Source organism: Nonomuraea sp. NPDC048892, from assembly GCF_040649735.1.
GTDB classification, from domain to species: Bacteria; Actinomycetota; Actinomycetes; order Streptosporangiales; family Streptosporangiaceae; genus Nonomuraea; species Nonomuraea maheshkhaliensis.
On the sequence record NZ_JBEZFZ010000004.1, the window covers coordinates 487,638 to 509,460 of the forward strand.

Below are 21,823 nucleotides of genomic sequence, written 5' to 3' on the forward strand. Positions count from 1 at the left end.
CTAGTCCGGCCTGCGGCGGCACCAGGCCCTGGTGAGCAGGAAGGCCGCCACCGGCAGCACGACCACCGCGATCCGCAGGCCGAGCACGACCAGCTCGTAGGTCTCAGGAGGGACCGTCAGCAGCGCGGGCGCGGGCGGCGGCGGCGCGGGGAACCCGGGCGCCGAGCTCATCACCGGCGGCGGCGCCGAGACCCACGTGCCCGCCCAGAGCACGGTGAAGAACGTGATCACCCCGACGCCCAGCGCCGTCCGCGCGGGCGCCTGTGCCGGCCGGTCGAGCAGGTGGTGGACGTCGTGGTCGCCGGTGAACCGGCGCTCCAGGAACGGGTAGAACAGCAGCACGCCGAAGAAGACGGTCAGGACCAGCGGCGGGACCCAGAGCCCGAACTGCAGCACGTAGCCGCCGACCGTGACCTCCCAAGCGGGAACCAGCCGCTGCGCCCCTTCCAGCACCCCGGCGTACCAGAACGGCTGCGCCGACGGCGGCGCGCCGCCCGGACGGTAGGCGCCGTGCTCCCACACCGGGTTGACCCGGACGAACGTGGCCAGCAGCGCGATGAACCCGATCGTGAACAGCGCCGTCGCGCCGTTCTTGACCGCGAAGTAAGGGAAGAACGGCCCGCCGGTCACCGTCTGCTCGCCGGCGGCCGTGGCGCGCCGTTCGGTGTGCTTCTGCCGCCACGTGAGGATGAGCGCGTGCAGCGGCACCACGGCGAGCAGGATGCCGGGCACGAGCAGCACGTGGGTGACGAACACGCGCGGGATGACCTGGCCGGGGAAGCCGCCGTCGAACGCGAACGCCGACAGGTACGTCCCCACCAGCGGGATCGACAGCAGCAGCCCCTGCGCCTGCCGCAGCCCCGTCATCGCGAGCTGGTCGGCGGGCAGCGAGACCCCCAGGAACGACTCGAACAGGGCCAGCCCGAACAGCAGCGCCCCCAGCATCCAGGTCAGCTCGCGAGGTTTCCTGAACGCCCCGGTGAAGAAGACCCGGCACATGTGGGCCACGATCGCCAGCACGAACACCGTCGCCGCCCAGTGGTGCAGCTGGCGCATCAGCAGCCCGCCGCGCACCTGCACGCTGATCTCCACGACCGACTCGTAGGCCACGTCGGGGTTCGGTTTGTAGAACAGCGTCAGGAACGTGCCCGTGAGGATCAGTAGCACGAACGAGTAGAGCGCCAGCTCGCCCAGCAGGAAGGACCAGTGGCTGGGAAAGAGCTTGCGCAGCTGCGGCCGTAACCAGCGCCCGAACGGCAGCCGGTCGTCGAGGTAGCGCGCCGAGCCGACGGCGGCCCTGGCGGAGCCGGTGAGCACGCGGGCCCGCCGTCCGGGCTTGGTAGGAGTGGCCATGGGGGCCTCCTGGTGGGGGTGTGATCCGATTCTGCACCCGAAGGCCGCCTTTCTCAAGAATTGGTTTAAACCAATTGGTCTAATCCAATTTCATACCTGCTGGTCGTATAATTGGATTAGACCTTTCATGTGCCCTTTACCAGCGCAAACGGTGACTTAAGAGGGGAGTGCAGTTTCATCATCAATTCCCCCGGTAGAGTCCGGGACAGAGGCGTTTGATTGGAGCGTGTGGTGGCCAAGTACGTTTACGACTTCACCGAGGGCAACAGGAATCAGAAAGATCTTCTCGGCGGTAAGGGTGCGAACCTCGCCGAAATGACGAACCTCGGGCTGCCCGTTCCCCCTGGATTCACGATCACCAGCGAGGCCTGCCGCCACTACCTGACGGAAGGCTCCGTTCCGGAGGGGCTGGACCAGGAGGTCGCCGGGCAACTGGAGGCGCTGGAGGCCCGGATGGGCAGGAAGCTCGGCCAGGCCGGCGATCCGCTGCTGGTGAGCGTCCGCTCAGGGGCGAAGTTCTCCATGCCGGGGATGATGGAGACCGTGCTCAACATCGGGCTCAACGACGAGTCCGTCCAAGGGCTGGCCAAGCAGGCCGGCGGCAACGACCGCTTCGCCTGGGACTCCTACCGCAGGCTCATCCAGATGTTCGGCAAGACCGTGCTCGGCATCGACGGCGACCTGTTCGAACGGGCGCTCGACACGCTGAAGGGCCGGCGCCAGGACACCGACCTGGACGCGGGCGAGCTGCAGGGGCTGGTGGAGACCTACAAGGGGATCGTCCGCGAGCAGACAGGCAAGGACTTCCCGGCCGACCCGCGCGAGCAGATGCGCCTGGCCGTCATGGCCGTCTTCGACTCGTGGAACGCCCCGCGCGCCATCCTCTACCGCCGCCAGGAGCGCATCCCCGCCGACCTCGGCACTGCCGTGAACATCATGGCCATGGTCTTCGGCAACTACGGCGACGACTCCGGCACCGGCGTCGCCTTCACCCGTGACCCCGGCACGGGACAGCAGGGCATCTACGGCGACTACCTGCAGAACGCCCAGGGCGAGGACGTGGTGGCCGGGATCCGCAACACGATCCCGCTGCAGGAGCTGGAGAACATCGACCGGCACTCGTACGACGAGCTGCTGCGGATCATGGAAGTGCTGGAGAACCACTACCGCGACCTGTGCGACATCGAGTTCACCATCGAGCGCGGCAAGCTCTGGATGTTGCAGACGCGGGTCGGCAAGCGCACGGCGGGGGCCGCGTTCCGCATCGCCACTCAGCTCGTCGACCAGGGCCTCATCACGATGGACGAGGCCGTCACCCGGGTCACCGGCGACCAGCTCGCCCAGCTCATGTTCCCCCGCTTCGACGCGGGTGCCCCCAAGCGGAAGATCGCCAAGGGCATGAACGCCTCTCCCGGCGCCGCCGTCGGCAAGGTCGTCTTCTCCTCCGAGCGCGCCGTCGAGCTGGCCGGGCAGGGCGAGGACGTCATCCTCGTCCGCCGCGAGACCAACCCCGACGACCTGGCCGGGATGATCGCCGCCAGGGGCATTTTGACCAGCAGGGGCGGCAAGACCTCCCACGCCGCCGTGGTGGCGCGGGGGATGGGCAAGACGTGCGTGTGCGGGGCCGAGGAGCTGGAGGTGCACACCGGCGAGCGCCGCTTCGCCGCCCCCGGCGGCGTGGTGGTCTCCGAGGGCGACGTCATCTCGATCGACGGGACGACCGGCGAGATCTACCTCGGCGAGGTGCCCGTCGTGGACTCGGCCGTGGTGGAGTACTTCGAGGGCGCCTCCGAGCCGGGCGACGATCTCGTCCGCGCGGTCGACCGCATCATGCGGCACGCCGACGGGGCGCGCAGGCTCGGCATCAGGGCCAACGCCGACACCAACGAGGACGCGGCCCGCGCCCGCCGCTTCGGCGGTGAGGGGATCGGGCTCTGCCGTACGGAGCACATGTTCCTCGGCGAGCGCCGCCAGCTGGTCGAGGACCTCGTGCTGGCCACCACGGACGAGGCCCGCCAGCAGGCCCTGGACGCCCTGGAGCCGCTCCAGAAAGCCGACTTCATCGGCATATTTCAGGCTATGGACGGTGCGCCCGTCACGATCCGCCTGATCGACCCGCCCCTGCACGAGTTCCTCCCCGACATCGTGGACCTGTCGGTCAAGGCCGCCACAGACACTGCCACGGACAAGGACCGCAAACTGCTGGCCGCGGTCAAGCGCCTGCACGAGCAGAACCCGATGCTCGGCCTGCGCGGCGTCCGTCTCGGCCTGGTCATCCCCGGCCTGTTCGCGATGCAGGTCAGGGCCATCGCCCAGGCCGCCAAGGAGGTGCCGGGGGCCAGGCCCGAGATCATGATCCCGCTGGTGGCCGCCGTACAGGAGCTGGAGGCGGTCCGCGAGGAGTCCGTCAGAATCCTTGCGGAGGCCGGCGTGCAGGCCCTGGTCGGCACCATGATCGAGGTCCCCAGGGCGGCGCTGACCGCGGGCCAGATCGCGGAGGCGGCCGAGTTCTTCTCCTTCGGCACCAACGACCTGACCCAGATGGTGTGGGGCTTCTCGCGCGACGACGTCGAATCGGCCTTCTTCTCCCGCTACCTCGACCTCGGCATCTTCGGCGTCTCCCCCTTCGAGTCCCTGGACGAGGAGGGCGTGGGCCGCCTGGTCAAGATCGCCGTCGAGGAGGGCAGGGCCGCCCGGCCCGATCTGCACCTGGGGATCTGCGGCGAGCACGGCGGCGACCCTGCCTCGATCCACTTCTGCCACCACGTGGGCCTCGACTACGTCTCCTGCAGCCCGTTCCGCATCCCGGTGGCCCGGCTGGAAGCCGGCCGCGCCGCCCTGACCGACACCGACTCCGACACCCGCTGACGTTCCCGTTGGGTTGGTGGGGCTGTTGACAGAGCCCCACAAACCCCACGAAACTCTCCCGAAACACGCGTGCTGTCGCCAGCATGCGGTAAACGTTTACAGGAGAGTCCGATGCCCTTACCCCGATGGATCGCCGCCACCGCGCTCACGGTCGTGGCCGCGCTCAGCCTGACGGCCGGGCCCGGTGAGACGGGCGTACGGGCGGAGGGCCGGATCGTCACCGGCTCGGCCCCGTCGCCCGCCCTGGGCGAGGACATCGCCTACAACGTCTACCTCCCGGCCCGCTACGACCGGACCAAGGACCGCCACCCCGTGCTCTACCTGCTGCACGGCCGCGGCGACACCATGCAGGCGTGGACCCGCGTCAAGACCACGCTGGACGACATGATCCGCACCCGGCGCATCCCGCCGGTCATCGCCGTCATGCCGGACGCGCCGTGGAACGAGCGCGGCAACTGGTACGTGGACTCGCGCTACACCGGCACGGACCTCCCCGGCCGCCCGGTGGAGACCGCCCTGACCAGGGACCTGATCGCCCACGTGGACGCCACCTACCGCACGGCCCCGATCAGGCAGGCCCGCCTGGTCGGCGGCTACTCGATGGGCGGCGCGGGCGCGCTGCGGTTCGCGCTCGCGCACCAGGACCTGTTCGGCGCCGCCGCGGTGCTCAGCCCGGCCGTGTACGCGCCGCTGCCGCCGTCCGACTCCTCGGCCCGCGACTACGGCGCCTTCGGCGAAGGCGATGCGAAGTTCTCGGAGGACGTCTACCGCGAGCTCAACTACCCGTCCCTGCTTCCCGGCCGGGACCAGGACCTGCCCGTCCGGCTGTTCGTGGCGGTCGGCGACGACGAGTACGCCAACCCCGACCCCGCCGACGCCCGCCACGACCTCGACTTCGAGTCCGCCGCCCTCTACAACGCGGCCAGGCGCTCGCCCGCGATCTCCGCGCAGCTGCGCGTCATGGACGGCGGCCACGACTGGTCGGTCTGGGCGCCCGCCTTCGAGCAGGCCATGGCCGAGCTGGGCCCCGGCCTGAGCGTCGTCCCGCCGACCGGCCTGCCCGCCCCGCTGCACGGGACGCCCGCCGCCGACTGGGCCGGCGGCGTGGCCGCCCACGCCGACGGCTCCCTGACCCTCGGGTACGCCGCCGGCGGCCCGGTCGAGGGGCAGCCGCACGCCGGCCGCCTGGACGCCGTCCTGACCCGTACCGGCACGCGGGCCGGCACGCAGCCCGGCACGCAGCCCGGCACGCAGCCCGGCACGCAGCCCGGCACGCAGCCCGGCACGCAGCCCGGCACGCAGCCCGGCACGGTGACGGACGATGCCGTTGCCCCGCCTGACGAGGCCGGCGACACCGGCGGCTGGACCAGGCAGCTCGGCACGGCGGCGGACGAGCGCCTGTACGGCGTCGCGGCCCTGCCCGACGGGGGCGTGCTCGCGGCCGGCTACACCAAGGGCGACCTGGACGGCCGTCATCCGGGCAACGCCGCCGACGACGCCTTCGTGGTCCGGCTGGACGCCGCCGGCGAGGTGCGCTGGCTCACCCAGTTCGGCGACCCGGCCGCGGCCGACCGCCTCTACGCGCTGAGCGCCGCTCCCGACGGGGGCGCGTACGTCGCCGGCTACACCAAGGGGTCGCTCGACGGCCAGAACGCCGGCGACAAGGACGCCATCGTCGCCCGCCTCACGCCGGACGGCGCGCTGTCCTGGATCCGCCAGTACGGCGGCCCCGGCGAGGACAAGGCGGCCGGCATCGCCGTAGGCACCTCGGCCGTCCACGTGACCGGCAGCGCCTCCGCCGCCCTGCCCGGCACGACCGCCCTCGGCGGCCTGGACGGCTGGATCGCCGCCTACACCACGGACGGCACCCGGCAGTGGGCCACCACCGCCGGCGGCCCAGAGGACGACCGGCTGAACGCGGTCACCGTCACCACCACCGGCCTGACCGTCGCCACGGGCATGTCGGCAGAGGACGCGCTCACCGTCGCCTACACCGGCAAGGGCGCGCGCCGCTGGCAGCACGTACTGGCCACGCCCCAGGCCGACGAGGGCGCCGCCGTGACCCCGCTCGCGGGCGGGGAGGTGCAGGTCGTCGGTTATACGCGGGGCCGGGTCGGCGTGCCGGCGGGCGGCGCCGACGTACTGGTGCTGCGTCTGGACGCCAAGGGGGCCCAGCGCGCCGCCACCCAGCTCGGGACGGCCCGCGACGACGGCGTGGACCCGTTCGCCGAGCCCGGTTTGTACGCCACCCCGACCCCCTCGGGCCAGGTGGCCGTCACGGGCCTGACCTACGGAACCCCGGCAGGCGGCACCGCACCGGGCAACGGCGACGTCTTCCTCACCACGTTGCCCGCCGCCTGAGCTGTCACGTCAGGGGCGTTTTGTCCGCCACCCTGCCACCACTGGGGCCGCCTGAGCCGTCACGTGACGGACGCCCTGCCGACCACTGGGGCACCTGAGCCGTCACGTGACGGACGCTTCCCTCACCTCACCCTGCCCGCCTGATCAGGCGACGCTCGTCGGCTCGTCGTCCCAGTCGGGCAGGGTGGTCGTCCCGGAGACCCAGTCCCGCCGCAGGATCGCGTACCCCACGGAGTCGTACACCGGGCCGTCCGGCGCCGGCCAGGCTTCCCGGTAGTGCGACTCCTTCACGTAACCGCAGCGGCGGAAGACGGCCCGCATGGCCAGGTTGTCCTGCCGCGTGTTCGCCTCGATCCGGTTGAACGCGGGGAACTGCTCGAACAGGTAGCCGGTCAGCCACTTCAGCGTCGCCGTACCGAGCCCCCGCCCTCGCCACGCGGCCCGGATCCGCAGGTCGAACATGGGCGTCCAGTCGGTCAGGTCGTGCAGCCGCACCAGCCCGGCCCGCTCCCCGTCGGAGACCAGCCAGAACGTACGGTTGTCCGCGTCGTCGTAGACGCCGTTGGCGACCCGCCGCCGGATGGCCGTCTCCTCCTGGACGCTCGCATGGAAGGGCCACTCCTCGCCGGTCAGAAACTCGACCAGGGCATCGGCGTCGTCGGGGGAGAACCGAGAGAATTCAACGTTCACAGACCCGATCGTCCAGACCCCCACCACACCCCGTCAAACCCTTTTCACCACCCGACGATCATTACACTTCGCGAGGTCGATGGGCCAGAACGCGCTCGTCCCGCCGATCGGCTGTGGAGCCCGCCGCCGGCGTCGGCAGGCGTTGGGTGAGGGCCGGCCCGTCACCGCCCCGGAGGGTGACGGGCCGGCGGGTGAGGGTCAGTTCACGGTCACCGTGTGGCGGAGACTGTTCAGGCCGGTCGTGGCCTCCCAGACGCCGTCGTTGGCGAGCCGGATCGCGTACTCCGGCCTGGACGGCAGTTGCGGGTCGGGCAGGTTGAGGAGCAGTGCATACGTGCCGGCCGGCAGGGACGCGGGCAGCGGCACCGTCTGCGTGATCGTGTTCGTGGCGCCGGCCTGCCACCTGCGCGGGTCGGCGGTGAGCGGGAAGCGGTGCAGGGCCGAGGTGGCGGTGTTGCGCAGCACCAGCTCCAGCCCGCGCGGGTTGAAGGGGGCGGCGTAGCCGTCGTTGCGCAGGGTGATGCTGACCGGCAGGCCGCCGCCGCGCGTCGCGGTGGCGGGATAGGTGCCGGTGGTCAGGGCGAGGCGGTAGCCGAGGCGGCGGGTGATCTCGGCCAGGCAGCCGCCGGTGTTCCAGCTGCCGAGCACGCCGGTGTGGTAGTCGGTGTTCAGGTAGGAGTAGTGGAAGCGCGACAGCTCGTCCATGGCGGTGGGGCAGTCGGAGCGGGGCGGGTTGGGGTTGCAGGTCTCGCCGCCCATGGCGACGTACGCGGTGTCGGAGCCGAGGTAGGGATATTCGACGGCCGGGTCCTCGTACGTGCCGTAGTCGTCCGGGCTGGCCAGGAAGCAGTCGTTGTGGTGCCCGAGCCGCGCCACGGCCGAGCCCCCGTAGGCCTGGCCGGAGGTCACCGGGCTGGTGGTGTACATCGTGCGCTTGAACTTCGGCGTACGCAGCTGCACCATCCGGGTCGACGGCAGGACGCTGAGGAGCTTGTCCACGACGGCCTTCCTGTTGGCCCAGTCGGCCGCGGTCACCGTGCCGGCGTTGCCGAAGTTCTGGGTGTAGTACCACTCGCCCCAGGCCCCGATGAAGCCGGCCTGCATGAGGTAGATGACGTCCCTGTTGGCACTCAGGTAGGGGGCGAGCTGGTCGAGGTGGGCGAGCACCCGGTCCTTGGCGGCGTCGGCGCCGTCGGTCGAGGTGGTGTAGGCGAAGCGCAGGATCATCTTCAGGCCCGCCGCCCGTACGGTGTCGAGCTGCTGCTGCAGTTGCTGCAGGGCGGCCGCGCCGATCGGGGCGGTCTTGAACTCGGCCAGGTAGAACACGCACATCACCAGGGAGATGTTCTGGCTCGTGCGGTAGCTCTGCAGGGTCGCCAGGGAGAAGTCGTTCTTGTCGCAGTCTCCGGTGTGGTGGTAGAGGCCGCGCTCGGGGTTGGCGAAGTCGGCGCTGGTGGGGGTGTAGGTGACGGTGCCGTTGCCGCCACCCCCTCCGCTGTAGACGTGGGTGTACTTGGCGGACGTCTCCAGCGGCGACTCCACCTGGAAGACGAGGTCGGCGTCGTTGGGGGTGGCGCTCTCGCCGAGGCTCGCGCGTGGCACCGTCCACCTGGCCGTGCCGCCGGTGGCCGAGTGGGTGACCGTGCCCACGAGCGTCCAGCTCCAGCCGCCGCCGTTGTGGCGGTAGAGGGAGCCGTTCTCCAGTAAGAAGTCGGCGCCGGCTCCGCCCTGGGCGAAGCCGGTCGCGGGATTGCGGTCGGTGTCGACGTACGTGCGGGTGTAGGCGGGGCTGCCGGTGTAGCCGAACTGGTACGTCACCGTCGTGGCGGTGTCGGTGGCCGACTGGCCGGTGATGGCGGCCAGCGCGGGGGAGGGCGCGACGAGGACCGACGCGCACAGGAAGAGGAGGAGGGTGAGACCGCGTGCGAGCTTGGGCATGGCGCTCCTAGAGGCAGGCAGGCCGGCGGGATGTTCGCGGATTGCTTGCGACTAATCATGGAATCCATGCGAATTAAGTCAAGACCCCGGTCAGCGAGAGCTGGTAGTGGTCGGGGGTGGAGCTTTAATAATCAGGGAGTCCCGAGTAATATTCGACCGACGGGGTGACGGTCCTGTGCGCGTGCCCCGTGTGCCCCGCGTGCCCGTCGCGCGCGTCCACGATCACCGCCCCCGGCCGGGTCTGCCCGGTCCACGACTCAGGCGAGCCCGCCAGCACGAGCACGCGGTCGTACGGCCCCCGTTCCGGGCACCCGCGCGCCCCCTCGCCGACGAACAGGTGCGGCCGTATCCCCGCGGCGGCCAGGTTGCGGCCCGCCGCCTCCGCCACCGCCGGATCGCTCTCGATCGACGTGACGCCGCCCGCCTCGCCCGTCAGCCGGCACAGCAGCGCGGTCACCCAGCCGCTGCCCGTGCCGACCTCCAGCACCCGCTGCCCGGGGCCGACCTCGAGCAGCTCCAGCAGGTCGGCCACGGCGCTGGGGGCGGGGTTGACGCAGGTGTAGGCGGTGCCGCCGCGCTCGGAGGGGCGCGGGGTGGCGATCGGGCTGCCGGAATAGACGGCGTCCCACCAGCCGTGCGGATCGGTGTCGCGGTCGATCGGCACCGCGCCGCCGTCGTCGTCGAGCGCGAGGCCCTGCGAGGGGACGAACCAGTGGCGCGGCACCTTCCGCAGCGCCTGCGCGATCGGGCCGGTGGCGGGGGCGCGGCGCTCGGCGATGGCCGCGATCATCGCCTCCAGTCGCCAGGCGATGTGGGGCAGCATCGAAGAGCCCTGCCGGGTTCCGCCGTCATGCCTGCTCACAGCGCCTCCTTGGTCCGGGCGAATGCTAAGGGTGACCGTAAGGCCACTGATCGGAGTGTGGCAAGACGGTCGGGAAAAACTCTTGCCGCGCGGCCCTCCCGCGCGCGACTTTCCGCCTCATCCGCCGCGATGCCACAGACTCGTCACCCGAGGTGATCGATCTTGGCACGATCGGCCGAGGATGAGCGGGCGTCGCGCGGGCGGGTGGTGATCGGGCAGGCTGGGACTCATGCCTGAGACACCACTTCCGGGAGGGTTCGTCAACGCCGTCGTCCGCGTCGGCGACACCGTCCGCCGCCGTCCCTCAGAGCGGGCCGCGTACGTGCACGAGGTGCTGCGCCTGTTCGAGCGGAGCGGCTGGCGGGGCGCGCCGCGCTTCCTCGGCCTCGACGGCGAGGGCCGCGAGATCCTGGGGTACGTGGACGGGCACGTCGCGTGGGAGGAGGTCCAGCCGGACGGCGTCGGCTCGGACGAGAGCCTGGCCCGGGTGGCCGCCCTCGTCCGCGAGTTCCACGACCTGACCGCGGGCACCCCGCAGGCCGGCGACGACGAGGTGGTCTGCCACAACGACCTGTCGCCGAAGAACACCGTCTACCGGGACGAGGGGGCGGGGCTGCGGCCGGTGGCGTTCATCGACTGGGACCTCGCCGGGCCGGGGCGGCGGATCCACGACGTGGCCCACGTGTGCTGGCAGTACGCCGGCCTCGGGCCCGGCGCGGAGCCGGGCGTGGCCGCGCGGCGGATGCGGGTGATCTGCGACGGCTACGGACTGGCGGAGCGCGGTGAGGTGGTGCCGACCGTGCTGTGGTGGCAGGAGCGGTGCCGCGACGGCATAGTGGCGGACGCGGCGGCCGGCCTGCCGCACGCCGTCCGGTTGGTCGCGGACGGGGTCGTCGAGCGGGTGGGCGCCGCCCGCGACTGGGTCGCCGCACAGCGCGCCGACCTCGAACGAGCCCTCCGCTGAGCCCGACCTGGTTCTCGGGCGAGCCCTCCGCTGACGCCCGACGAGCGCGGCGGGGCTCTCGGACGAGTCCTCCGCCGGCTCCGGGCGGCCGGTCAGCTCGGCAGGTGGTGCAGGTCGGCCGGGGCCGGTTGCGCCAGGGCTGGTGGCGCCGGGGCCGGTTGCGGGGCGGCAGGGTCAGGGGCGGGCGGTTCCTCGATCGGTACGTAGTCGTGGCGCATCCCGTGGTCGCCCAGCCACTGCCGCAGCCCGCCCACGGCCTCCGGGTTCGTCGCCACCTGGGCCGCGTACTCCGACAGGGCCACCTCCTCCCCGTCGTCGAACAGCAGCCGCGCCGGCCCCGACCACGACAGCGTCCACTTGGCCTCGCCGAGCTGGATCAGCACCGCCTCCAGCGCCTGCCCCAGCACCCCGGCCAGCAGGGTAGGGGAGGGGTTCCAGCCGCTCTCCAGCAGCTTGGCCTCCAGTTCGGCCTGCCGCCCCCGCGCGATGGCCTCGAACGCCGCGTCCAGGTACGGCCGCGAGGCCCCCATCACCTGCTGCCCGGCCACCGCCAGGTCGTGCAGGGCGTCGGCGTTGCGGCCGGCGTACATGGCGTGCGAGACCAGCTCCTCCCACGGCACCGGCCGCAGCGTCGCCGCCGCGTCGGGCGACCACATCGACTGCTCCACGGCCTGCACCGCCACGTTCGGGTCGATGAGCAGAGTCAGGGCGGAGCGCGGGTCGGGCACCTGCTGCGGCTCGTCGAGGTGCTCGATCGCGGCCAGGCGCTCGGCCATGCTGGGGTGGGAGTCGTACGGTGAGACCTCCTCGGGCTGCTCGCTCAGCCTGGCCAGCTCGGCCTGCCGCTCGGGGTCGCTCATGAGCGCGTGGAAGCCGCCGAACACCGTCGCCGGCCTGGTGCCGCCCGCGCCGGTCAGGATCAGGTAGCTGTCGACGTAGGTCTCCCAGCCGGCCGCGGTCAGGCGGATCTTCCGCAGCGCCCCTGACGTGGCCTGCCGGCCGCCGATCGCGACGGCGAAGCGGTCGGCCTCCAGCTCCTGCTTGCGCGAGACGGCCTGCGAGACCCGGAGGTAGAGCTTGGCGTACCAGGTGAACAGGCGCTGCACGAACGGATGGTTGCGCAGCCCCTGGACGGTGGCGATGAGCGAGACCCGGCCCCGGTAGACCGGCGCGCCCAGGCGCGTGTGGGCGCCGCTGTAGTGGCCGAGCTCGTGCCCGAGCACCGCGCGCAGCTCGTCCACCGTGAGCGTCTGCAGCAGCGGCAGCCCGATGAACATGCGCCGCCGCGTCGCCTTCAGCCCCAGGAAGCGGGTGTCCTCCGAGACGGCAGCGTTCACCTCGGGGACCAGGCGGATCTCGTCGGGCGGGGCCGTGCGCACGCGCTGGGCCAGCTCCTCGACCGTCTGCCACAGCACCGGCTCGTGCTCGCGTCCCACCGGCACGCCGGGCTGCTCGCCGTCACGGCGGCGGCTGACCATCACCAGCGTCCTGACCAGAGCGCCCGCCGCCAGCGTGAGCACGATCGCGAACTTGAGCGCGGTGGCGTGGAAGTCGATGATGAGCAGGACGTCGAGGAAGATGGCGGCGGCCACGATGAGGCCGACGAGGATGTAGAAGCCGGCGAGCAGGGTAAAAGCCAGCACTGCTCGAAACGCTGTCGTCATGGGGGAGGGCTCCCGGGGAAGGGGTTCTCGCGAGGCTCGACACTAGCGGAGACGGGAAACTGGATAAAATCGCTTCACTGATGCCGTACTACGACGAGCATGACCAAGAGCGTTGGGTTCCGGAACTTCCCGGCAATCCGGAACGGTCCGCGTTCGAGCGGGACCGTGCCCGCGTCCTGCACAGCGCCGCGCTCAGGAGACTGGCCGCGAAGACGCAGGTCGTCGGCCCGGGAGAGACGCTCGGCGGCGGCCAGCACATCCCCCGCACCCGCCTGACCCACTCCCTGGAGTGCGCCCAGGTCGGCAGGGAGATGGGCGCCACCCTCGGTGTGGACCCCGACCTGGTCGAGACCGCCTGTCTGGCGCACGACCTGGGGCATCCGCCGTTCGGGCACAACGGGGAGGTGGCGCTCAACGCGCTGTCGAGCTCGTGCGGCGGCTTCGAGGGCAACGCCCAGAGCCTGCGCCTGCTCACCAGGCTGGAGGCCAAGGTGCTCACCGAGGACGGGCGCAGCGCCGGTCTCAACCTGACCCGCGCCGTCCTGGACGCCTCCATCAAATATCCGTGGACCTGCCGCGAATCGCCCAAGTTCGGGGTGTACGACGACGACCTGCCGGTGTTCGAGTGGATCAGGGAGGGCGCGCCGGCCGGGCGGGTGAGCTTCGAGGCGCAGATCATGGACTGGGCCGACGACGTCGCCTACTCCGTGCACGACCTGGAGGACGCCCTGCACTCCGGCCACGTCACCCCCGAGGCGCTCCAGTCGCCGGCCGAACGCGCCCAGGTGTGCGAGATCACCCGCACCTGGTACGCCCCCGGCGCCGACCTCGGCGAGCTGGAGGAGGTCTTCACCAAGCTGATCGACGACCCCCTCTGGCCGCGCCGCTTCGCCGCCACGATCGCCGACCTGGCCGGCCTCAAGGCCCTCACCAGCGGTCTCATCGGCCGCTTCTGCCGCTCCGCGCAGGCCGCCACCAGGGAGGTGCACGGCTCGCGCCACCGCGCCGACCTGGTCGTGCCGCACGCCACCAGGCTGGAGTGCGCGCTGCTCAAGGGCGTCACCGCCCACTACGTGATGACCACCGACGACCATCACGCCAAGCAGGCCAGGCAGCGCGACCTCATCACCGAGCTGGCCTCGCTGATCACGCTCGGCGCGCCGGACACGCTTGAGCCCGCCTTCAGGCCCGCCTTCCTGGAGGCGCCGGACGACGCCGCCCGCGTGCGCGTGGTGATCGACCAGATCGCCTCGCTCACCGACACCTCGGCGGTGAGCTGGCACCGCCGGCTCTCCCACTGACCGATCCACTCTGACCGACCCCCTTGATCAGGCCGTTGATCAGGCCCTTGATCGGGCCTCTGCGGCCGATCTTCTGGTTAAGGCTTCGTCAACGAGCCGGGCTCTCCGGGACGAGCCGCTTTCGCGAGGACCCCCGCCGGGCGGATACTGCGCCCATGGCCACATATGTGATCGTCGGTGCCGGACTGGCCGGGGCGAAGGCGGCGCAGACGCTGCGTGAAGAAGGCTTCGACGGCGAGGTCGTGCTGATCGGCGCCGAGAGCGAACGGCCCTACGAGAGACCACCCCTGTCCAAGGAGTACCTCCAGGGCAGGAGCGAGCGGAACGACATCTTCGTCCACGCCCCCGAGTGGTACGCCGACAACGGCGTGGATCTGCGGCTCGGCACGCCGGTCACCCAGATCGACCTGGGTCACCACCTGGTGCGGCTCGGGGACGGCTCCCGGCAGCCGTACGACAAGCTGCTGATCGCCACCGGCGCCGTGCCCAGGCGGCTGCCCGGACCCGCCTACTACCTGCGTACGGTCGGAGACAGCGAGGCACTGCGGCGGCGCTTCGCCGAGGGCGGCTCCGTGCTGGTCGTCGGCGCGTCCTGGATCGGCCTGGAGACCGCCGCAGCGGCGCGGGCGGCCGGCTGCGCGGTCACCGTCGTCGAGCCCGAGCCCACCGCGCTCAACCGGGCGCTCGGCCCCGAGCTCGGCGCCCTCTTCGCCCGCCTGCACGCGAGCAAGGGCGTGGACCTGCGCTTCGGCATCGCCGCGGCGGAGATCACCGAGGACGGCGTGCGGCTCAGCTCGGGCGAGCGCCTGAGCGCCGACCTGGTCGTGGCCGGCATCGGAGCCGCACCGGAGGTCGGCCTGGCCCGCAACGCGGGCCTCGACGTCGGCCAGGGCATCCGCACCGACGCCTCCCTGCGCACCTCCCACCCCGACGTGTACGCGGCGGGCGACGTGGCCGAGTTCCTGCACCCGGTGTACGGCCGGAACATCCGCGTCGAGCACTGGGCCAACGCCCTGCACGGCGGCCCCGTGGCCGCGCGGTCCATGCTCGGTCAGGAAGTGGTCCACGACCGGCTGCCCTACTTCTTCACCGATCAGTACGAGCTGGGCATGGAGTTCTCCGGCGACATCGAGGGCCACGACGAGATCGTCTACCGGGGCGACCCCGAGAGCCTGGAGTTCATCGTCTACTGGCTGCGCGACGGCCGGGTGGTGGCCGGCATGAACGTCAACACGTGGGACGTCGTGGACGGCATCCAGGAGCTGATCAGGTCAGGCGCCCAGGTCGACGTCAAGGAGCTGTCGTCGGGCTGAGCACGGTGGCCACCGCCGGCCGGCCGCCTCAGAGTCGTTCGACTTCGAGCACGAGCTTGCCGGTGGTGCGGCCGGTCTCGATGCGGCGGTGCGCCTGCGCGGCCTGCTCCAGCGGCAGCGACTCGACCCGCACCCGGAGCTCTCCGCTCGCGGCCGCGGCCACGGCCCGGTGCAGCGCCCGGCCCGCCTCTTCGGGGAAGGCGGCGGAGAACGCGGCGAGATTGAACCCGGAAACGGTCCTGTTGGTGAACCACAGCTCATTGGCCGAGATCCCGACGTCCTCGGCGCCGGAGGCGTTGCCCATCACCACCATCCGGCCCATCGGCGCCAGCAGGTCCAGGCTGCCGCGGCGGGCCGTACCGCCGACCATGTCCACCACGACGTCGAACCGACCGGCCGCGGCCACCTCATCGCGGAGCACCACCTCGTCGTAGCCGAACGCCCTGGCCGCCTCGATCTTGGCGGGGCTGCCCACGGCGCCCACCACGCGGCCCGCGCCCAGCAGCTTTGCGGCCTGGCCGAGCTGGCTGCCCACGCCTCCGGCGGCGGCGTGCACCAGCACGTCCTCCCCGGGCGCGATGCGGGCCACGCGGTCGAGCACGAGGAACGCGGTGGCGCTGTTGGAGGGCAGCGCCGCCGCGAGGCCCAGCCCGAGGTCGTAGCCGTCCAGCGGGGCCACCAGGGCGGCGGAGGTGGTCACCACCTCGGCGTAGCCGCCGCTGCCGACGATCGTCAGCGCGGCGACCGGCTGCCCCCCGCGCAGCCCTTCGACGCCGGGGCCGAGCGCCCTGATGCGGCCGGACACCTCGATGCCGGGAACGAACGGCAGCGGGACGTCCACCACGCCCCGCCGGTAGAGGATCTCGGCGAAGTTGGCGCCCGCGTAGGCCACGTCGATGGAGACCTGCCCCGGTCCTGGCTCGGGAACCTCGACCTCGTCGAGGCGCAGGACGTCGGCGCCGCCGAACTCGGGAATCGTGATCGCTCTCATGCCGTCCATCGTGCTGGGACGGCCTCCGTCATGGCAGTGTCAGCTCATCCTGGGTCTGCCACCACCAGGCTTTCCACCTTCTCCTTGGTGCCGGTGCCGGGACGCGGCGTGTGCAGCACCACGTTGAGGTCGGCGCGGTCCGGCAGCCGCAGCAGCGAGTACTCGAAGGTGAGCTCCCCGGCCTCGGGGTGGGTGATCGCCTTGATCCCCTGGGAGCGGGAACGGACGTCCGGCCGCGCCCACAGCTCGGCGAAGTCCGCGCTGGCCGCGCACAGGTCGGCGGCGATCAGCCCGAAGACCGGATCGTCGTGATACCGGGCCGCGCTCGCACGGAAGTCGGCCACCATGTCAGGGGCGAACTCGTGCCATTCGGTGAACCTGCCGCGGTAGGTCGGGTGGGTGAAGAACGCCACCATGCAGTTCCGTACGTCGTCGTCGAACCCGAACACCCACCTGGCCGCGTCGTTCATCGCCACCAGGTTGTAGTGCCGGTCCAGGACGTGGGCCGGATTGGGCATCCACGCGTCCAGCACCGCGCGCAGCTGCTCGCTCACCGGCGCGCCCGGCCGGCCCGCGGGGTCGGGTGGATTCAGCCCGGCGAGCACGTACAGGTGCGCCCGCTCGGCCTCGTCGAGCCTCAGCGCGCGGGCGACCGCGTCGAGCACGGCATCGGAGACCTTGATGTCGCGTCCCTGCTCCAGCCAGGTGTACCAGGACACCCCCACACCGGCGAGCACCGCCACCTCTTCCCGGCGCAGACCGGGAGTACGGCGACGCCCTCCGGAGGGCATGCCCGCCTCGGCCGGGGTGAGCGCTTCCCGCTTGGCCCGCAGGAACTCCTTGAGCTGGTCACGGCGGCCTCGGCTGGCAGTCACCAGCACACCCTATGCGCCCCGGCCGGCCCTGTTCATCGCACCCCCGGCCGTGCTCAGCCGTGCTCAGCCGTGCTCAGCCGTGCTCAGCCGTGCTCAGCCGGCCGAGACGCCGCCGTCGGTCAGCGGGTCCGTCGCCGTCGGGTTGCGCTCGGCGTCGCTGTCGGAGCTCCTGCGCGGCCTCGGCGTCTTGGTCGGCTTGCCGCTCTGCGGCGTCGTCGCCTGCCGCGACGCGCACTGCACGGAGCAGGGCGGCGTCTCGCCCAGCTTGCCGCGCAGCTTCATCGTCTCCTCCCGGGGGGAGTACGTGCGGTTGCCCTTCTTCCAGGCGTCGAGGTAGTCCCACGGCTCGACCATGCCCCTGCGCACCCACCAGAAGGCCGGGCCGGTCTTCCACGAGATCGCGAAGTAGAGGTTGGACCCGGTGTCGCGGGCGTTGCCCGTGCGGCCCACCTTGCCCAGCAGCTGGCCCTTCTTGACCTTGGCGCCCGGCTTGACGCCGTCGGCGATCGAGTCGAGGTGGCCGCCCAGGTAGCGAACGCCGTCGTCACCGATGATCGTGACGAACCTGCCCTCGCGGTCGGCGCCCGCGTCGGTGCCCGGCTGCCACCTGTCCTGGGTGTTCACCTCGTCCACGACGCCTTCGACGGGCGCCACGAACGAGCAGCCCTGCGGCGCCCAGATCGTCGTCTTGGGCAGCACGAGCAGCTTGCGCTGGTAGGTGGTCTTGCAGCCCTTCACCGGGAAGGCGTAGCTGTACTTCGACAACTTCGGCGGCGGGACGTTCACCGGGTCGTCGGCTTGGGGCGGCTGCTCGGCCGCCTGCGGCTGCGGGGTCGGGCTCGGGGTCGTGGCGGTGGCCGACGGAGTGCCCGAGACGGCGACCGCGGAGGGCGATCCGGCTACTCCTCCGGCCCCGGCGCCGACGCCCGCCAGCCCGGTGGCCTGGGTGCACGCGCCGGTCAGCAGCACGGCGCCTGTGACGGCCGCCCATCGTCCGATATGCCCCGATCGCATGTTCTCCACCCGTGTCACCGTTTTCCACCGACAACCTTTACCTTTGTAGCCGACCGGGAGCCCCCGCATGGCCGCTTTCCCCCTTTAGCAGCCGAGAGGTAACCTCCGGCTTCCTCCCCGCTCCCCATACCGGGGACACCCGGCCGGTCGGGAACCGTCGGTGGGGCGGAATAGACTTCCCGGCGTGGCTGGCCGGATCCGTGATGTCGACATCGCCCTCGTACGCGAGCGCTCCCCCATCGCCGACGTGATCGGCGAGCACATCCAGTTGCGCAACGCCGGAGGGGGCAACCTCAAGGGCCTGTGCCCCTTCCACGACGAGAAGAGCCCGTCGTTCAACGTCACCCCCGAGCGGGGGATGTACTTCTGCTTCGGCTGCTCCGAGGGCGGCGACGTGATCACGTTCGTCGAGAAGATCGAGCACCTGTCGTTCAGCGAGGCCGTCGAGCGGCTGGCGCAGCGGGCCGGCATCCAGCTACAGTTCGAGCAGGGCGGCTACGTGCCCAGGCGCGACCACGGCGAGCGGGCCCGGCTGATCGAGGCGCACCGGGTGGCGGCGGAGTTCTACGCCGACAAGCTGATGTCGCCGGACGCGGCGGTGGGGCGGCGGTTCCTGTCGGAGCGGGGGTTCGAGCGGGCCGACGCCGAGACGTTCGGGGTCGGCTACGCGCCGGCCGAATGGGAGGCGCTGGCCCGCCATCTCCTGGGCCGCGGCTTCAGCGCCGACGAGCTGGTCAAGGGCGGGCTGGTCAGGGAGGGGCGGCGCGGCCCGATCGACCGGTTCCGCGGGCGGCTGATCTGGCCGATCAGGGACGCCACCGGCGACGTGATCGGCTTCGGCGCGCGCAAGTTGCTCGATTCCGACGACGGCCCGAAATACCTGAATACGCCTGACTCCCCGCTTTACAAGAAGAGCCAGGTTCTTTATGGAATTGATCTTGCCAAGCGGGAGATCTCCAAGCGCGCGCAGGCCGTGATCGTCGAGGGATACACCGACGTGATGGCCTGCCATCTCGCCGGCGTGCCGACCGCCGTGGCCACCTGCGGCACTTCCTTCGGCGAGGAGCACATCAAGATCCTGCGCCGGTTCCTGCTCGATCAGGCCGAATTCCGGGGCGAGGTCATCTTCACCTTCGACGGCGACGCGGCCGGCCAGAAGGCGGCGCTGCGCGCGTTCGCCGACGAGCAGAAGTTCGTCACCCAGACCTACGTGGCGGTGCAGGGCGACGGGCTCGACCCGTGCGATCTGCGGGTCAAGCAGGGCGACGCGGCCGTGCGCGACCTGATCGCCAGCCGCGAGCCGCTCTTCCAGTTCGCGATCAGGAGCACGATCTCCCGCTACGACCTGCGCAGCAACGAGGGCAAGATCGCCGCGCTCGACGCCGCCGCGCCGATCGTGGCCGGCATCAAGGATGTGGGCCTGCGCAAGCGCTACGCCATCGACCTGGACCGGTGGCTGGGGTTCATGGACGAGCGCTTCGTCATGCAGCGCATCTCCGAGGTGTCCGGCGCCCAGCAGCAGGGCCGGCGCAGGCAGGCCCCCAAGGCGGCCCCGCACGACCCGGGCGTGCGGGTCGAGGGCGAGCTGCTCAAGCTGGCCGTGCAGCGTCCCGCGCTGATCGGGCCGCGCTTCGACGCGCTCGACGCGCAGGCGTTCACCGCTCCTGAGCACGTGATGTTGCACAAGGTCATCGCCGCCGCGGGCGGGCTCGCGGCGGCCGGGCACGGCGGCCGCGAGTGGGTCGATCGGCTGCTGGAGCACGCGCACGAGGAGGGAGCGCGGGCGCTGGTGACCCGGTTCGCGGTCGACCCGATCCAGGCCGACGCCCACGCCGAGGAGCGTTACGCCGGGGCGATGCTGGCCGCCATCGAGGCCATCGCGGTCGACCGGGCCATCGCCCAGGTCAAGTCGCGGATCCAGCGGCTCAACCCGGTGGAGGAGCAGCAGGAGTACAACAAGTTGTTCGGGGAGCTGGTGGCGCTGGAGCAGCAGCGCCGCGTCCTGCGCGACCGCGCCGCCGGCAGCTGACCGGCGACGGCGCGCTGTTCCGCGGCCGGCGGCCGGCCCACGACGGCCCGCCGCGACGCCGCTTGGACGCCCGCCGCAGCGCCTCCGGAACGCCGTCGGAACGGCTCTGCCGGGCCGTCTCATCACTCGCGTTCGGTAACAGTTAGGACGCGATCGCAGCCACAAATCAGGGTGGTTGACCCGGAAACTTGGCCCGGTCCAAAATCCGCCACAAGGCGAGGACGGCCACGTCGGGGCAGCGAAACGGTGGCGTCCGACCGGGGGGTGTCGCCGGGCGCGTGAATCCAGACCGCGTAATTGACTTTACTTTCCTGATCAAACTCGGGCTAAACCTTATTGCGATCTCAATTCGGTAAGGACGATCGTCTTACCTTCGGTGACAAAAATGGGTCTGCCATTTGATGGAACCAATACTGCAGACTGTCTCCCGTGGGTGCATCGGTGCTGCCAAGCGGACCGCCATCGGTAGATCAGGTGGCGGACCTCGTCGCGAAGGGAAGGGAGCGCGGGAGCGTAACCGTCGATGACGTCGCAGCCGCGCTTGACCGATCCGAGTTGCCGTCCGACGCGCTGGAACGCGTCGTGCGGATGCTCGCCGAGAACGGTGTGGAGGTCCTTGAGCCCCAGGGCGACGAGGAGACCTCCCGCGCCGATGAGGAAGACGTAGGCAAGCGGGCGCCGACCAGTGATCTCGTCCGGATTTATCTGCGGGAGATCGGCCGGGTGCCCCTGCTGACCGCCGAGGAGGAGGTGGAGCTCGCCAAGTCGATCGAAGCCGGCCTGTTCGCCGAGGACAAGCTGGCCAACGGGGTCTCGCGTCTGGCCTTCCCGGAGTTCAGGGAGCTCGTCTGGCAGGGCACCCGGGCCAAACAGCGGCTCATCGAGGCCAACCTCCGGCTCGTGGTGTCGATCGCCAAACGCTACGTCGGCCGCGGGATGTTGTTCCTGGACCTGATCCAGGAGGGCAACCTCGGGCTCATCCGGGCCGTGGAGAAGTTCGACTACACCAAGGGCTACAAGTTCTCCACCTACGCGACCTGGTGGATCCGTCAGGCGATCACGCGGGCCATCGCCGACCAGGCGCGGACCATCCGCATCCCCGTGCACATGGTGGAGACCATCAACAAGCTCGTCAGGGTGCAGCGCCAGCTCCACCAGGACCTCGGCCGCGAGCCGATCCCGGAGGAGATCGCCAAGGAGATGGATCTCCCCGTCGATCGGGTGGTGGAGATCCAGCGCATCGCCCAGGAGCCGGTGTCGCTGCAGTCGCCGATCGGCGAGGAGGACTCCGACCTCGGTGACTTCATCGAGGACGCCGACGCCGTCGTGCCCATGGAGGCCGCGGCCTTCATCATGCTGCAGGACCAGCTCGACGACATCCTGGCCACCCTGTCGGACCGCGAGCAGCGCATCATCCAGCTCAGGTTCGGCCTGGCCGACGGGCATCCGCGCACGCTGGAGGAGGTGGGCAGGGAGTTCGGCGTCACGCGGGAGCGCATCCGCCAGATCGAGTCGAAGACCCTGGCCAAGCTCCGCCACCCGACGCGGGCGCAGATGTTGCGCGACTACCTCGACTGAGCGCGAAGTGCGGGGACGGCCA

General features: G+C 71.2%; 15 protein-coding genes. 7 read left to right on the forward strand and 8 right to left on the reverse strand.

Annotation, left to right across the window (positions count from 1 at the left end):
• Nucleotides 1-1,353: a cytochrome b N-terminal domain-containing protein gene (locus AB0C28_RS16000; RefSeq protein ID WP_357836900.1), complete on the reverse strand. Its 1,353-nt coding sequence runs from the start codon at nucleotides 1,351-1,353 to the stop codon at nucleotides 1-3.
• A gap of 231 nt (nucleotides 1,354-1,584) precedes the next feature.
• Here AB0C28_RS16000 and ppdK point away from each other — a divergent pair, with 231 nt between their 5' ends.
• Together ppdK and AB0C28_RS16010 are read left to right on the forward strand one after the other, a co-directional pair.
• Entirely contained in the window at nucleotides 1,585-4,221 is a 2,637-nt protein-coding gene (gene ppdK / locus AB0C28_RS16005) for a pyruvate, phosphate dikinase (protein WP_358074993.1), read from the forward strand.
• A gap of 111 nt (nucleotides 4,222-4,332) precedes the next feature.
• Entirely contained in the window at nucleotides 4,333-6,582 is a 2,250-nt protein-coding gene (locus AB0C28_RS16010) for an alpha/beta hydrolase-fold protein (RefSeq protein ID WP_358074996.1), read from the forward strand.
• Nucleotides 6,583-6,726: 144 nt separating this feature from the next.
• On the opposite strand, the gene AB0C28_RS16015 is transcribed toward AB0C28_RS16010, so the two are convergent.
• The 3 genes from AB0C28_RS16015 to AB0C28_RS16025 form a co-directional block, all read right to left on the reverse strand.
• The gene (locus AB0C28_RS16015) at nucleotides 6,727-7,272 is read right to left on the reverse strand and encodes a GNAT family protein (protein WP_358074999.1); all 546 of its coding nucleotides are present in this window, start codon (nucleotides 7,270-7,272) and stop codon (nucleotides 6,727-6,729) included.
• 198 nt (nucleotides 7,273-7,470) lie between these two features.
• Entirely contained in the window at nucleotides 7,471-9,210 is a 1,740-nt protein-coding gene (locus AB0C28_RS16020; protein ID WP_358075002.1) for a DUF4832 domain-containing protein, read from the reverse strand.
• A gap of 124 nt (nucleotides 9,211-9,334) precedes the next feature.
• A complete protein-coding gene (locus tag AB0C28_RS16025; RefSeq protein WP_358075004.1) occupies nucleotides 9,335-10,072 on the reverse strand; it encodes a hypothetical protein in 738 nt (245 codons plus the stop codon).
• A gap of 229 nt (nucleotides 10,073-10,301) precedes the next feature.
• Here AB0C28_RS16025 and AB0C28_RS16030 point away from each other — a divergent pair, with 229 nt between their 5' ends.
• Complete coding sequence (locus AB0C28_RS16030; RefSeq protein ID WP_357836883.1) at nucleotides 10,302-11,036, forward strand: phosphotransferase; 735 nt, start codon at nucleotides 10,302-10,304, stop codon at nucleotides 11,034-11,036.
• Nucleotides 11,037-11,128: 92 nt separating this feature from the next.
• Here the strand turns inward: AB0C28_RS16030 and AB0C28_RS16035 are convergent, their stop codons facing one another.
• Nucleotides 11,129-12,679 (reverse strand): M48 family metallopeptidase, encoded by a 1,551-nt coding sequence (locus AB0C28_RS16035; protein WP_358075007.1) that lies wholly within the window; start codon nucleotides 12,677-12,679, stop codon nucleotides 11,129-11,131.
• A gap of 101 nt (nucleotides 12,680-12,780) precedes the next feature.
• On the opposite strand from AB0C28_RS16035, the gene AB0C28_RS16040 reads away from it, so the two are divergent.
• Nucleotides 12,781-14,001, forward strand: a complete 1,221-nt coding sequence (locus tag AB0C28_RS16040) for a deoxyguanosinetriphosphate triphosphohydrolase (protein ID WP_357836879.1) — start codon at nucleotides 12,781-12,783, stop codon at nucleotides 13,999-14,001.
• A 155-nt stretch (nucleotides 14,002-14,156) separates the two neighbouring features.
• Nucleotides 14,157-15,314, forward strand: coding sequence for an FAD-dependent oxidoreductase (locus AB0C28_RS16045; protein WP_358075010.1), 1,158 nt, complete (start codon nucleotides 14,157-14,159; stop codon nucleotides 15,312-15,314).
• 28 nt (nucleotides 15,315-15,342) lie between these two features.
• On the opposite strand, the gene AB0C28_RS16050 is transcribed toward AB0C28_RS16045, so the two are convergent.
• From AB0C28_RS16050 to AB0C28_RS16060, 3 genes are all read right to left on the reverse strand, one after another.
• A complete protein-coding gene (locus AB0C28_RS16050) occupies nucleotides 15,343-16,305 on the reverse strand; it encodes a zinc-binding dehydrogenase (RefSeq protein WP_357836873.1) in 963 nt (320 codons plus the stop codon).
• 44 nt (nucleotides 16,306-16,349) lie between these two features.
• Nucleotides 16,350-17,180 carry a helix-turn-helix transcriptional regulator gene (locus tag AB0C28_RS16055; RefSeq protein WP_358075013.1) on the reverse strand — a complete coding sequence of 277 codons (831 nt, stop codon included), beginning with the start codon at nucleotides 17,178-17,180 and terminating at the stop codon, nucleotides 16,350-16,352.
• 93 nt (nucleotides 17,181-17,273) lie between these two features.
• Complete coding sequence (locus AB0C28_RS16060) at nucleotides 17,274-18,194, reverse strand: M23 family metallopeptidase (RefSeq protein ID WP_357836867.1); 921 nt, start codon at nucleotides 18,192-18,194, stop codon at nucleotides 17,274-17,276.
• A 184-nt stretch (nucleotides 18,195-18,378) separates the two neighbouring features.
• On the opposite strand from AB0C28_RS16060, the gene dnaG reads away from it, so the two are divergent.
• Both dnaG and rpoD read left to right on the forward strand, forming a co-directional pair.
• Nucleotides 18,379-20,223 carry a DNA primase gene (gene dnaG / locus AB0C28_RS16065; protein WP_357836864.1) on the forward strand — a complete coding sequence of 615 codons (1,845 nt, stop codon included), beginning with the start codon at nucleotides 18,379-18,381 and terminating at the stop codon, nucleotides 20,221-20,223.
• Nucleotides 20,224-20,664: 441 nt separating this feature from the next.
• Entirely contained in the window at nucleotides 20,665-21,801 is a 1,137-nt protein-coding gene (gene rpoD / locus AB0C28_RS16070; protein ID WP_106235648.1) for an RNA polymerase sigma factor RpoD, read from the forward strand.
• The last annotated feature ends 22 nt before the right edge of the window (nucleotides 21,802-21,823 follow it).

Bases quoted from the DNA above. Each gene is read 5' to 3' on its own strand.
- AB0C28_RS16000 (WP_357836900.1), bottom strand. From the start codon at position 1,353: ATGGCCACTCCTACCAAGCCCGGACGGCGGGCCCGCGTGCTCACCGGC.
- AB0C28_RS16010 (WP_358074996.1), top strand. From the start codon at position 4,333: ATGCCCTTACCCCGATGGATCGCCGCCACCGCGCTCACGGTCGTGGCC.
- AB0C28_RS16020 (WP_358075002.1), bottom strand. From the start codon at position 9,210: ATGCCCAAGCTCGCACGCGGTCTCACCCTCCTCCTCTTCCTGTGCGCG.
- AB0C28_RS16030 (WP_357836883.1), top strand. From the start codon at position 10,302: ATGCCTGAGACACCACTTCCGGGAGGGTTCGTCAACGCCGTCGTCCGC.
- AB0C28_RS16040 (WP_357836879.1), top strand. From the start codon at position 12,781: ATGCCGTACTACGACGAGCATGACCAAGAGCGTTGGGTTCCGGAACTT.
- AB0C28_RS16045 (WP_358075010.1), top strand. From the start codon at position 14,157: ATGGCCACATATGTGATCGTCGGTGCCGGACTGGCCGGGGCGAAGGCG.
- AB0C28_RS16050 (WP_357836873.1), bottom strand. From the start codon at position 16,305: ATGAGAGCGATCACGATTCCCGAGTTCGGCGGCGCCGACGTCCTGCGC.
- AB0C28_RS16060 (WP_357836867.1), bottom strand. From the start codon at position 18,194: ATGCGATCGGGGCATATCGGACGATGGGCGGCCGTCACAGGCGCCGTG.